Raw genomic sequence first — 12,552 nt, forward strand, 5'->3', positions numbered from 1 at the left:
ATTGATAAGAAATTTTTAAATGGTAAAATATAATCCAATATGGAGATTTTTAACAAATATTTTAAAGAATATGATTGGTGGTATGAAGAAAATAGGTGGGTCTACCTTTCAGAGGTAGAAGTCCTAAGGAAGGTAATTCCAAAAGGCAAAAAGGGTTTAGAGATAGGTGTTGGTACAGGAAGATTTGCAAAAGAGCTTGGTATTGAATACGGTATAGATCCATCTGAAAAGATGCTTTCAATTGCTAAAGAGAGGGGAATAAAGGGTTTTGTGGGGAGGGGGGAGAGCTTACCTTTTTCTGATAAAGAATTTGATTATGTGGCTCTGATTATTACATTGTGTTTTGTAGAAAACCCTGATAATGTAATAAAGGAATCAAAAAGGGTTTTGAAAGATGGTGGGAAAATAATTATAGGGATAATAGACAAAAATAGTTCCTTAGGAAAACTTTATTTAGAAAAGAAAAAAGAAGGACATAAATTTTATAAATATGCTACTTTCTTTTCTGTAGATGAAGTGGTAGACTTATTGAAAAGGCATGATTTCAGGGATTTTGTTTTTTATCAAACTCTTTTCAAGCCTTTAGAGGAGATAAAAGAGATAGAAGAACCTAAGGAGGGTTTTGGGGAAGGAAGTTTTGTAGTTATTTCAGCAGAGAAAAGTGGAAAAATAGATTAAATACGTGATATTCTCTAAAAAGTTTTATAAACTAATGGGTATGACTTTATGGACCTTCCTATAGATATAAAAAAGAAGTTAAAAGAATTGAACATAGGTATAATATATCTTTTTGGATCTACAGTTTTAGGAATAGCAAAGGAACATAGCGATATAGATATAGGAGTTGTATTTATAGATCCTTCTGTATTAGAAGATGTTAGATTATCATTGGAAATTTACAATACTCTTTATGGAATTTTTTCTACCCTCTTTCCCAAAAAAGAGATAGATATAGTCTTTCTGGATAAAGTACCTTTAACATTGAAATTTGAAGTTGTTAATTCAGGAGAAATTTTATATAGCATATCTAAAGACTTTCTGGCAAACTATAAGGAAAGAGTATTAAAAGAGTATATAGATTTTAAGCCCTTAATGGATGAACAGGATAAAATTTTGCTAAAAAGGTTAAAATGATTATTCCTTTAAATAAAGAAGTAATTCTTTCAAGAATAAGGGAAATAGAGAAAGGAAAAGAGAAACTTTTGAGATTTAAGGATTATTCCTTAGAGGAGTTTAAAAGTGGAGAAAATTTTGCTATTGCCGAACATTATTTAAGGAGGGCATTAGAAGCGGTTTTTGATATTGGCAACCATATTCTATCAAGAATTCCAGGAATAAGAGTTTCTACTTATAAAGATATTGCTTTAAAATTGGGGGAGTATGGCATTATTCCAGGAAAATTTGCAAAAGAAGTACTTGTGAAAATGGCAGGATATAGAAATAGACTTGTCCATTTTTATGCTGAAGTTTCAATAGAGGAGTTGTATTATATAATTCAAAATAATTTAAACGATTTTGACGAATATTTGAAATATATTAAAGATCTACTGGAAAATCCTGAAAAATTTGGTCTTACTCTTGAATAAAAAGATTAAGAAAATTGTACTAATCTTTCTACTTATGTGGTAACTCTCTCAAAATCCGACCTGTAATCAGTATTAAAAAAGGATGCCTCATCATAAATAGGGAGTTCTTTCCTTTGCAGTTCCCATAGGAGGTAACTAATATGTCTTTACTCCTTCTTGTTAAGAGCTAATGAGATTCCTTAGATTAGTCCTAATGTTGAAGAAATATAAGAATGGTTACAGGTTAGGTCTTGATTTTTGTTGCAAAATTTTAAGATTCAATATATAAAATAATAACAAGTAACCTAAACAATAGGAGGTTTCTAAATGGCAAGTATCAGGGATGTAGCAAAACGTGCGGGAGTAACAGTGACAACTGTTTCAAGAGTATTAAATAATAGGGGTTATATAAGTGAAGAGACAAGAAAAAAAGTTTACAAGGCTATGGAAGAACTTAATTATCAGCCTAATGAGCTTGCAAGGGCGTTATATAGAAAGCGATCATATTTTATTGGCTTGATAATACCTGATGTTTCTCATCCTTTTTTTGGTGAAGTTGCAAAATACATAGAGTATTATGCTTACTTAAGAGGGTATAAAATCCTACTTTGTAATTCATATTTAGATGAAAAAAAAGAAAAAGAATATATCAATATGTTGAAAAGACACCAAGTAGATGGAATAATCATGGGAAGTCATACTTTAGATGTGGAAGATTATAAAAAGGTTAATTTACCTATAGTTGCTTTGGACAGAGTTTTGTCAGAAGATATACCTTATGTTACCTCTGATAACTATAGAGGCGCTGTTATGGCTACAAATCTTTTAATAGAAAAAGGATGCAGATTTTTGGCACATATTAGTGGGCCTTTACAATTAAATACTCCTGCCAATGATAGGTATTATGGATTTATGCATGTAGTTTCTCAAAGGAGTGTAAAACATGTAGTAGTAGAGACCAGATTAAACAAATTTGACATAAACGAATATAAAGACATTGTTAGTCAACTGTTTAAGAAGTATCCAGAGATTGATGGGGTTTTTGCAAGTAGCGATTTAATAGCAGCAGTAGTTATTAGAGTTGCTGAAGATTTTGGAAAAAAGGTTCCTGAGAGTTTGAAGGTTGTTGGTTTTGATGATGTTAATATTGCTTCTATTATGAAACCTTCCATAACTACTGTGAGGCAATATAAAGATAAAATGGCTCAGAAGGCTATCGATTTAATTATTAACAAAATAGAAGGAAATAATGTAGAAGTTAGCAATGTTATTCCAATTGATTTGATTGAAAGGGAGTCGACCTAATCATAGTTTTTTTTGTTTTCTCTGTTAACCGGTTGACATATAAAAATTTTTACTGTAAAATTTATTCTGTAGATTTTTAATGAATTTATATGTTAACCGGTTGACATGCAATTATTTGTAAGAAAAGTTGGTTTTAAGCATAAAAGGAGGTGATTTAGAGGGGTTAAATGACGAGAGCCACTTAGTCTTCTCTTATTTTAATATAAGTCTAGTGGGGAGGTGTTTATAAATGAAGTTGAGGAAGGTTTTAAGTTTAATTTTAGTTTTGAGTTTTATTATCTTTTTGAATTTGGGAGGTCTTAATGCAGCTGAAAAGGTAAAGATTACATTGTTAAGTACAAAAGGGGAAATTAATGCTGCTTTGGAAGGAGTAGCAAAGGATTTTTCTAAGGATTATCCTAACATAAGTTTAGAGATTATTCCTGTTGGGGTTGGCCAGTCTCCTTTTGAAAAACTTTCTACAATGTATGCATCAGGTAATGCACCTACTCTTGCAATGATAGATGTAAATGATGTGCCTAAGTTTAAAGAAAATTTCTTAGATCTGTCTAATGAAGAGTGGGTAAAAGATGCAGTAAAAGGAGCCTTGAATGATATAACCTTTGACAAGAAAGTGATGGCTTTTCCTTTTACTATTGAAGGGTATGGCTTAATATATAATCAACAGGCTATTGAAAAAGTCATAGGTAAATTTGATCCTAAAACTATTGATACAAGAAACAAATTAGAAGCTTTATTTAAGAAATTAGAAGAGAAGGGTTTAACTCCTATTGTGGTATCACCTTTAGACTGGTCTTTAGGGGCTCATTTTTTAACTATAGGTTATGTTACCCAATCTTCTGATCCTAAAAAGATTGATAAATTTATTGAAGATCTGAAAGCAGGGAAAATAGATTTGAGTAAAAACAGAAAGATGAATGGCTTATTAGATACTTTGGATATGTGGAAAAAATACAACTATCTAAAGAGGTCACCTCTTGCAGGAACCTATGAACAAGGAGCTCAGCTTTTAGCAACTGGAAAGGTTGCATTTTGGTTTATGGGAAATTGGGCATGGCCGTTAATTAAAGAGGTTAATCCTAATAATGTACAATATGGTTTCCTACCTGTTTTTGTAAGTAATATTCCTAATGACTATGGTAATAGAGAAATTCCTGTAGGAGTAACTAAAGTGATAGGAATAGATATGAAACAGAATAGCAGAGAGCAACAAGAAGCAGCTAGGACATTTTTAAACTGGCTTGTTTATAATAAAAACGGACAGAATGCTTGGGTTAACAAACTTAGTGTTATAACTCCATTTAAAAATGTAAAATTGACTCCTAACGATCCTCTTGCGAAATCAATATTTGAGTATATGAATCAAGGAAGAACTTTAAGATTTTTGGTCACATTGCCTCCAGATCATTGGCCTACTGTTGGTGCTTCTATGCAAAAATACTTAGCTAATGTTATTAGTAGAGAACAGCTTTTCAAAGAAATAACTGATTATTGGAGAAAAGTTAAGTAATTTAAGTAGTCCTCAGGGGAGAGGGTAGTTTAGATTTTAACTATCCTCTCCCTAAGAATATTTTTGGGAGGAAGAAAGAATGATTAAACCTAAAAATATTAGAAATCTTAGGACTTATATAATCTTTGCCGGTATACCTACATTAGCTTTTCTTACAGTAGTAATTTTACCGTTTATATATGGAGTTTATCTAACATTTACCGATTTTAATGCTGTTGAAACTGTGAACCAGTTTTTAAGTAAGTTTGTTGGCTTATCTAATTATGTGAAGGCAATTTCTGACTCTGCTTTTAGAGAATCGTTTTTAAAGACCTTTAAGTATGTATTTTATACTATGGTATTTACTAATCTTATAGCTTTCTTTTTAGCTTATATACTGACAAGTGGGATTAAAGGACAGAATTTTTTTAGGGTTGCCTTTTTTACTCCAAACCTTATAGGTGGAATTATATTAGGCTTTATCTGGCAGTTTATATTCAATAGTGCATTTCCTTATATAGGGTATAAACTAAATATTCCTCTTTTTTATGATTCATGGCTTGCTACACCTCAAAAAGCATTCTGGGCATTGGTAACAGTTACTGTGTGGCAATATGTGGGGTATATGATGATGATCTACATAGCAGGGTTTGTTAGTATACCTCAAGATTTATTAGAAGCTGCTACCATTGATGGTGCTGGAAAGTGGCATAAGTTAGTAAGAATTATCTTACCCCTTATGGTTCCGTCGTTTACAGTTACAATATTTTTAACTTTACAAAGGAGTTTTATGGTATATGATTTAAATCTTGCTTTAACTAGGGGAGGTCCCTTTAAAAGTACTGAGCTTGTATCGATGCATGTCTATAATGAGGCTTTTTTATATCAAAGGTATGCTATAGGTCAAGCAAAAGCACTTATTTTATTTATTACTGTAGCTTTAATAACCATGATTCAAGTTTATTTCAGTAAGAAGGCTGAGGTGGAGATATAGATGAATATTGTCCAAAAGTTAACAAATTTTTTGAAATTCGCAGCTATTCTAACTATAGCAATATTTTATATGTCTCCTTTTCTAATGGTTATTGTTAACTCATTTAAGCAAACCTCTGAGATTATATTAAATCCCTTTAAATTACCGGAGAGTTTTTCTTTTGCAAATTATCTTAGTGCTGCAATCAAAATGAAGTATTGGAATGCCTTCTTAAATACCTTGATAATTACATCTTTTAGCATCACCTTAATTGTTATTTTTTCCTCTATGGCTGCGTATATATTTGTTCGTAAGAATTGGAGTATAAATAAAATTGTATTTTCTATGATGATTGCTTCTATGATAATCCCGTTTCAGTCCATAATGATTCCTCTTGTTAAAATATATGGATCACTTAACCTACTTAATAACAAGTGGACTTTAATTTATATGTACTTAGGCTTTGGTACTTCTTTTGCGGTTTTTATGTATCATGGATTTATTAAAGGGATACCTTATGAATTAGAGGAGGCAGCGTTAGTTGACGGAGCTAGTGAGTTTCAAACCTTTTGGAAAATAGTTTTTCCTTTATTGAAGCCGGTTACTTATACGATTGTAATACTTGATAGTTTATGGATATGGAACGATTTTTTATTACCAAGTCTTGTATTGATATCTGCTGAGAAAAGAACACTGCAGCTTTCTACTTTTTATTTTTATGGAACCTATAATACAGATTATGGTTTAGCTATGGCTGCGCTTATGTTAGCTATAATTCCAATAATTATTATATATTTATTATTGCAAAAATATATAATAGCTGGTATAATGAAAGGAGCGATAAAATAACATGGCTTTTGAAAGAAGTTTTAAAAAAGTTGACAAGAAAAATGCTTATTCTCAATTGGAGAAGGCAAATCTTTTTGTTAAGGAGCATAAGAAATATGTAAATCCTAAATATAGACTTGTATATCACCTGATGGGAGAATATGGATGGATTAATGATCCAAATGGATTTATATATTTTAATGGGATTTATCATTGTTTTTATCAACATAATCCCTTCAATTCTTGTTGGGGACCAACTTATTGGGGACATGCAATAAGTGAGGATTTGGTTAAATGGCAATATTTACCCATAGCTTTGGCTCCGGATTCGGAATATGATAAAGATGGATGTTTTTCGGGGAGTGCTATTGAAAAGGACGGGAAAATATATATCCTGTATACAGGACATGTCAAGAAGAGTGACGAAGAATATATGCAAACTCAATGTTTAGCATGGTCTAATGATACTATAAATTTTATCAAGTATGAAGGGAATCCTGTAATAGGTCTTGACAAGATTCCAGGGGGAGCAAGTAAAAAGGACTTTAGGGATCCTAAGGTTTTTAAAAGAGGAGATAAATATTATGTGCTTGTTGCGTCTAAGGATTTAAATGGGAAAGGACAAATTTTATTCTATGAATCTCATAATCTTATTGACTGGAATTTTGTTAATATCTTATTTAAGAGCGATATAGATAGGGAACACATATTGGAATGTCCCGATTTTTTTTCAATTGATAATAAAGATGTTTTGATTTTCTCTATTCAGTATATTGAAAATAATAAAGTAATAAGGAGTGAAACTCGTTATTGTACTGGATTAATAGATTGGAATAAAGGAGTTTTTAATTTGGAATACTGTGATCTGATAGATTATGGTACTCATTTTTATGCTCCTCAAACGACTTTGGGAAAAAATGGTTGTAGAGTAATGATTGCTTGGATGGATGTATGGGAAAGAGAGTTTCCTACCCATAAACTTGGACATAATTGGGCTGGAGCCCTTATCTTGCCAAGAGAAATTTATTTAAAAGGAAACAAATTGTTTTTTAGACCAATAAAAGAAATTGAGAAATATAGAAAGAACGAGCAAATTTTTGAAGGGGTTTTAGAAGGTGAACATATAAGACTTCCTCTCGAAGATAATTGTTTTGAGTTAGATATGACTGCGGAGTTTTTTGTAGACACTGAGATGAACTTAGAATTACTTTCAAGGGAAGATTCTGGGAATGACCTAATCAAGTTAACCTTCAAATACTCCTTTGGAGTCTTAGAACTTACTGTGACTATTAGAGATAGTGTCAATAATAATGAAAATCAATCACTTCTTATTGATTCTTTGAGTTCAAGATTAAATTTAAGACTCTTTATGGATAAATCATCCTTAGAGATGTTCATTAACGAAGGGGAGAAAGTCATAACTAAAAGAGTGTATCCATTTAAGAAATATGACTTAATAAATATTAGTTCCCAAAATGCTTGTAAAGTTCGATTAAAAAAATGGAATTTGCAAATCACTTGAGATTAAAAAGAAGACTAAAGATCTTTTTTCAACTAGGTTTTCTTTTATCAAAGGTCATGGCTCTTTCTTAGGAATTCAATTCATATTTTTTCTTAGTTAAGGAACAATATCGTTTGAGCCTAAGATCTCAAAAGTTTCTGAATAAGTTTTAGAGGTGATTTGAGATATTTATGCCCATTATAGGTTCATATTCTAGGCTAAAAGAGCCAAAATATAAATAGGACAACGATAATTTCTCAACTTTGTCTTGGATCTTTGAAAAATCTCTCATGGTATAGTATAGCTTTTAGTTTGATATAATTTAAAATATCCTTAGGACAAATACTGAAAGGAGGCTAAAAAGGGAATGTTTGATGTTTTAAGGGGGATCATTTCAAAAGTTCCTGCTGATTATGTAGATATCCGATATGAAAAAATGAGTGAAACTAAAATTGTGCTAAACAATAGAGAGATATTTCAGCTTGGCACCAATACAGGGGATGGATTTGTGGTAAGGGTGCTTAAAAACGGTGGATTTTCCTCTATAGCCTTTACTAAGGTTGAAGATGTCGAAAAGGCTATAAAGATTTGTCTTGAAAATGCAGAATTGATTTCAAAAAATTCAAAGAAAAAGGTTAAACTTGCAGAAGTAGAGGTTATTAAAGATACTTTCATTCCTTCTTTAAGGGAGGATCCAAGAAAAGTCTCCATAGATGAGAAACTTGAACTTTTGATGCATTATAACGAAATTCCTTTAAAGTTTGAAAATATTACTACTAATATGCAGTATACAGAAGTTATAAGGGAAAAGTATTTTGTAAGTTCTGAAGGCACAGAGATAAGGGAGGATTTAATAACCACTGGAATAAGGGGAATGATCATAAGTAGAGATGGATCTTTGGTGCAAAACGTAAGGGTAGGGATTGGAGGAAGCGATGGCTTTTATAGGTTAAGAAATAGAGAAGAGGAGTTTGAAAAAAAGACTAAAATTGTTCTTGATCTTTTAAAAGCTGAGCCAGTAAAAGGTGGAGTTTATAACGTTATATTGAATCCCGACATGACGGGAGTTTTTACCCATGAAGCCTTTGGACATTTTTCTGAGGCAGATTTGATAGAAGATAATCTCTCCATGAGAGAAAAAATGAAGATAGGGGCAAAACTTGGCAGTGACATTTTAACCATAATTGACGATCCTACTATACCTAATCAACTTGGATTTTATAAATATGATGATGAAGGGGTGAGAGCAAGAAGAACCTATTTATTAAAAGATGGGGTACTTTCTGGAAGACTTCACTCCAGAAGAACTGCAGCGGAGTTTGGTGAACCCATAACTGGTCATTGTGTGGCTGAAGATTATAGGTATGCTCCTATTGTAAGAATGGGAAATATATTCATTGAGCCTAAGGATAAGTCTTTTGAAGAGCTTTTAGATCTTCTTGGAGATGGCCTTTACATATTAGATGCAAAAGGGGGACAAACATCTGGTGAAAACTTTACCTTTGGAGCTCAATATGCCTTTGAGGTGAAAAATGGAAAGATAGTAAAGATGCTTAGGGATATAAATATTTCAGGTAATCTTTATAAAACTTTAATGGATATTGTGGCTATAGGGAGGGACTTTGAGCTTTCAGAGGTGGGGGGATGTGGTAAAGGACAGCTTAATATAAGGTCTTGTCATGGAGGACCACATATATTGGTTAAGAATGTGGTGATAGGAGGTGTTAAGTAATGCTTGAAAAGTTAGTTGAAATAGGGAAAAAGTATGCTGATGAGGTTGAGATATATCAAGTTAATAATTTCTCCTCAGGAGTTTCCTTTGAAAATGGAGTGTTAAAAGATGTTGAAACCTCAATTCAATCAGGGATATCTTTGAGGATAATTAAAGATGGAAAGTTGGGTTTTTCTTATACTAAGAATCTTCTTGATCCTGAAGGATTTGTTAAGAATGCTATTGACTCATTAAAAGGGGATATAAAGGTAGAGTTTTCTTTTCCTATAGGAAAAGAATTGAAAACCCTTAATACTTATGATCTCGAAATAGAAAATCTCACTAATACCAAGATGGTGGAAGAAGGTCAAAGAATCTCTGATATATTATCTCAGGCTACAAATACTCAAGTTAATGTGGGTTTAGTAAAGTCAGTTTCGGAGATAAGAATAATAAATAGCAATGGGGTAGATTATAGCACTAAAAATTCCTTTTATATGTGCTATGCAGCAGCAATGTATCCTGGATCTTATTCTTCAATTACAAGAGTGGTTGCGGATAAAAAATTCAAGGAGTTTTCAAAGGAAGATTTTGATTATATTACCTTTCTTTATAACAGTTCCAGAAAAGAGGTAAAGCCAAAGAGCGGAAAGATGAAAGTAATGTTTCTTCCTAACACCATGTATGTACTGATATGGAGACTTGTCTATGGTACTAACGGTAAAAATGTGTACGAAAAGACTACTCCATTGATTGATAAGATAGGCAGTCAAATTTTTGATCCAGCAATAAGCATATACAATGATCCTTTTGATGATACTATTCCTGGGTCAAGGGCTTTTGATGATGAAGGAGTAGAAAGCAAAATTCTTCCTATAGTAGAAAATGGAGTTTTAAAGAATTTTTACTATGACCTTTATTATGGGAGCAAGATGGGAGTTGGATCTACAGGAAATGGATATAAAGTCTCTGACTGGGGTGGCGAAATTATTAGGGTAAGACCTACACCATCCCTTGAGCATCTTCATATGAAGCCAGGAGATAAAGATTTTTATGAGATGATTAAGTCTATGGATAAAGGGATAATAGTAGCACAAGCTCTTGGTGCTCATAGCGGAAATATTCCTAATGGAGATTTTTCCATTGGGCTTTCTCCAGGTTTATATGTAGAAAATGGAGAAATTTTGGGACATGTAAAAGATGCAATGGTAGCTGGAAATATTTATGAGGTTATGAGAAATGTGTTAAGTCTTGAAAATAAAACTTATATGGCTAATATGGGAGTTTTTCCATCGGCTATTTTTGAAGATGTTAGTGTAGCCATAAGAGAGTAAAAGGAGGCTTTTAAAAATGATTTATGTTGCAGATTCTAAAAGGTATGAGGTTATGATTTATAGGCGGTGTGGGAAGAGTGGTCTTAAGCTTCCTGCCATATCCTTGGGTTTTTGGCATAATTTTGGATATAATGACTCCTTTGAGAATATGAGAAATATGGTAAGAAAAGCTTTTGATTTAGGAATTACTCATTTTGATCTTGCAAATAACTATGGCCCACCACCTGGATCTGCTGAAGAGAACTTTGGGAGGATTTTAAAGTTTGACTTAAAGCCCTATAGGGATGAAATTGTGATCTCTACAAAGGCAGGATATAAAATGTGGGATGGACCCTATGGAGATTTTGGTAGTAAAAAATACTTGATAGCAAGCCTTGAGCAGAGCCTTAAAAGGATGGGACTTGATTATGTAGATATTTTTTATCATCATAGACCAGATCCTGAAACTCCTATTGAGGAAACCATGGAAGCCCTTTACCAAATTGTAAGACAAGGAAAAGCTCTCTATGTAGGAATTTCTAATTATGGACCTGAAGAGACAAAACTTGCTTATGAAACTTTATCTAAAATGGGAGTAAGGCTTATTGTAAATCAAATTTTGTATAACATGTTTTTTAGAAAACCAGAAGAAAAACTTTTCGGTGTTATGGAAGAGCTGGGTATAGGAGCTACCATATTTTCTCCCCTTGCTCAAGGGCTTCTTACAGAAAAGTATCTTAACGGAATTCCTGAAGATTCTCGGGTAAAAAGATCTGGAATTTTCTTAAAGGAGAGCGATATAACTCCTGAGAAAATTGAAAAGGTTAGAAAACTTTCCCAAATAGCAAAGGAAAGAGGACAAAGTGTAGCTCAACTTGCCATATCTTGGATTTTAAGAAATAATGTGGTCTCTTCAGTAATTATTGGGGCAAGCAAACCCGAGCAGATAGAGGAAAATGTCAAGGCAATTTCCATCTTAAAATTCTCTGAAGAAGAATTAAAGAGAATAGATGAAATTTTAGAATAAATTCTTAAAAAAGGGGGAAGCCTAATAACTTCCCCCTTTATTTTACTCTTCTACTAACTCCACATTGGCAAGATAAATGGTAGTTGCAATACTTTTCTCACTAACTTTCCCCATATCAAACACTACAATATGTCCATCTTTCTTAGGAGTAAATTCCCATTCAAACTTTTGCATTTCGGTAGTTAAATCAAAAACCTTGCTTTCCACAATTTCCCAAGTTTGATCTTGAATTACTCTAACTTGTAGGTCTCTTGCTGCATCTGCTTTTGCTTCAAAGGTGATTTTGTATTTCTTTCCTGCAGGGATAGGTACATGGGTTCCAAACTGTATATGCCAGAAGGCATCTCCAGGATTTTTAATTTTAACATAAAAAGCTCCATTTTTAGCCCCATATTCTTCAACCTCTGCTGTACCCTGAATCACAATATACCAGTTAGAAGGTGCGGAAAACATCAAATTTTCAGTAAAAACTCCCAGTTTAGTAACATTAATAACCTGGGCTTTTCCTTCGGGAGTGGTTACTTCAACTACACCAGAGGTAGTTTCTTTTTGAGATACTTGAGGAGCACTTGCACATCCTGCGATAAAAATAATGAAACTAATTAATAATAAAAGAAGATAAAATTTTTTCATAAATAAACCCCCTTTTATGAAATTTTTTTGAAATTAGTTACAAAACATCATAAAAAATTAAATAAAAATACCCTTTATACCCTTTTTGTTAATTCACCTCCCTTTTTAGGTTTACCCTTTTAAAGTATATTACGTTTTTAAACTTTCTTCAATCTTATTTTAACAAAATTTTAATTGAGGAAGTAGATTTTTATCTTTAGAATATAT

At 32.4% G+C, this 12,552-nt stretch carries 12 protein-coding genes; 11 read left to right on the forward strand and 1 reads right to left on the reverse strand.

Going from position 1 to position 12,552, the window contains the following annotated elements; genetic code table 11:
- Window positions 1–39 precede the first annotated feature (39 nt).
- The 11 genes from DTUR_RS02775 to DTUR_RS02825 all read left to right on the forward strand — a co-directional run bounded on the left by DTUR_RS02775 (window position 40) and on the right by DTUR_RS02825 (window position 11,712).
- Window positions 40–678 carry a class I SAM-dependent methyltransferase gene (locus DTUR_RS02775; protein ID WP_012582919.1) on the forward strand — a complete coding sequence of 213 codons (639 nt, stop codon included), beginning with the start codon at window positions 40–42 and terminating at the stop codon, window positions 676–678.
- 48 nt (window positions 679–726) lie between these two features.
- Window positions 727–1,134, forward strand: coding sequence for a type VII toxin-antitoxin system MntA family adenylyltransferase antitoxin (mntA, locus tag DTUR_RS02780; RefSeq protein WP_012582920.1), 408 nt, complete (start codon window positions 727–729; stop codon window positions 1,132–1,134).
- Complete coding sequence (gene hepT, locus DTUR_RS02785; protein WP_012582921.1) at window positions 1,131–1,586, forward strand: type VII toxin-antitoxin system HepT family RNase toxin; 456 nt, start codon at window positions 1,131–1,133, stop codon at window positions 1,584–1,586. Before mntA ends, hepT begins: the two co-directional genes overlap by 4 nt.
- A gap of 306 nt (window positions 1,587–1,892) precedes the next feature.
- Window positions 1,893–2,870 carry a LacI family DNA-binding transcriptional regulator gene (locus DTUR_RS02790; protein ID WP_012582922.1) on the forward strand — a complete coding sequence of 326 codons (978 nt, stop codon included), beginning with the start codon at window positions 1,893–1,895 and terminating at the stop codon, window positions 2,868–2,870.
- Window positions 2,871–3,099: 229 nt separating this feature from the next.
- Window positions 3,100–4,380, forward strand: coding sequence for an ABC transporter substrate-binding protein (locus DTUR_RS02795; protein ID WP_012582923.1), 1,281 nt, complete (start codon window positions 3,100–3,102; stop codon window positions 4,378–4,380).
- 79 nt (window positions 4,381–4,459) lie between these two features.
- Complete coding sequence (locus tag DTUR_RS02800; protein ID WP_012582924.1) at window positions 4,460–5,353, forward strand: carbohydrate ABC transporter permease; 894 nt, start codon at window positions 4,460–4,462, stop codon at window positions 5,351–5,353.
- Window positions 5,354–6,181 (forward strand): carbohydrate ABC transporter permease, encoded by an 828-nt coding sequence (locus DTUR_RS02805; RefSeq protein WP_012582925.1) that lies wholly within the window; start codon window positions 5,354–5,356, stop codon window positions 6,179–6,181. It abuts the gene before it with no gap.
- Window position 6,182: 1 nt separating this feature from the next.
- A complete protein-coding gene (locus tag DTUR_RS02810; RefSeq protein WP_012582926.1) occupies window positions 6,183–7,682 on the forward strand; it encodes a glycoside hydrolase family 32 protein in 1,500 nt (499 codons plus the stop codon).
- A 346-nt stretch (window positions 7,683–8,028) separates the two neighbouring features.
- The gene (locus tag DTUR_RS02815) at window positions 8,029–9,393 is read left to right on the forward strand and encodes a TldD/PmbA family protein (RefSeq protein WP_012582927.1); all 1,365 of its coding nucleotides are present in this window, start codon (window positions 8,029–8,031) and stop codon (window positions 9,391–9,393) included.
- Window positions 9,393–10,706 (forward strand): TldD/PmbA family protein, encoded by a 1,314-nt coding sequence (locus DTUR_RS02820; RefSeq protein WP_012582928.1) that lies wholly within the window; start codon window positions 9,393–9,395, stop codon window positions 10,704–10,706. The genes DTUR_RS02815 and DTUR_RS02820 overlap by 1 nt, the downstream gene beginning before the upstream one ends.
- A gap of 16 nt (window positions 10,707–10,722) precedes the next feature.
- The gene (locus DTUR_RS02825; RefSeq protein WP_012582929.1) at window positions 10,723–11,712 is read left to right on the forward strand and encodes an aldo/keto reductase; all 990 of its coding nucleotides are present in this window, start codon (window positions 10,723–10,725) and stop codon (window positions 11,710–11,712) included.
- 42 nt (window positions 11,713–11,754) lie between these two features.
- Here DTUR_RS02825 and DTUR_RS02830 read toward each other — a convergent pair whose 3' ends face one another.
- Window positions 11,755–12,345 (reverse strand): carbohydrate binding domain-containing protein, encoded by a 591-nt coding sequence (locus DTUR_RS02830; RefSeq protein ID WP_012582930.1) that lies wholly within the window; start codon window positions 12,343–12,345, stop codon window positions 11,755–11,757.
- Window positions 12,346–12,552 lie beyond the last annotated feature (207 nt).

The sequence above is a fragment of the Dictyoglomus turgidum DSM 6724 genome (assembly GCF_000021645.1).
In the GTDB taxonomy this organism is placed as follows: Bacteria; Dictyoglomota; Dictyoglomia; order Dictyoglomales; family Dictyoglomaceae; genus Dictyoglomus; species Dictyoglomus turgidum.

Coding starts and splice junctions, on each gene's coding strand:
- DTUR_RS02775 (WP_012582919.1), top strand. CDS start 40: ATGGAGATTTTTAACAAATATTTTAAAGAATATGATTGGTGGTATGAA.
- mntA (WP_012582920.1), top strand. CDS start 727: ATGGACCTTCCTATAGATATAAAAAAGAAGTTAAAAGAATTGAACATA.
- hepT (WP_012582921.1), top strand. CDS start 1,131: ATGATTATTCCTTTAAATAAAGAAGTAATTCTTTCAAGAATAAGGGAA.
- DTUR_RS02790 (WP_012582922.1), top strand. CDS start 1,893: ATGGCAAGTATCAGGGATGTAGCAAAACGTGCGGGAGTAACAGTGACA.
- DTUR_RS02795 (WP_012582923.1), top strand. CDS start 3,100: ATGAAGTTGAGGAAGGTTTTAAGTTTAATTTTAGTTTTGAGTTTTATT.
- DTUR_RS02800 (WP_012582924.1), top strand. CDS start 4,460: ATGATTAAACCTAAAAATATTAGAAATCTTAGGACTTATATAATCTTT.
- DTUR_RS02805 (WP_012582925.1), top strand. CDS start 5,354: ATGAATATTGTCCAAAAGTTAACAAATTTTTTGAAATTCGCAGCTATT.
- DTUR_RS02810 (WP_012582926.1), top strand. CDS start 6,183: ATGGCTTTTGAAAGAAGTTTTAAAAAAGTTGACAAGAAAAATGCTTAT.
- DTUR_RS02815 (WP_012582927.1), top strand. CDS start 8,029: ATGTTTGATGTTTTAAGGGGGATCATTTCAAAAGTTCCTGCTGATTAT.
- DTUR_RS02820 (WP_012582928.1), top strand. CDS start 9,393: ATGCTTGAAAAGTTAGTTGAAATAGGGAAAAAGTATGCTGATGAGGTT.
- DTUR_RS02825 (WP_012582929.1), top strand. CDS start 10,723: ATGATTTATGTTGCAGATTCTAAAAGGTATGAGGTTATGATTTATAGG.
- DTUR_RS02830 (WP_012582930.1), bottom strand. CDS start 12,345: ATGAAAAAATTTTATCTTCTTTTATTATTAATTAGTTTCATTATTTTT.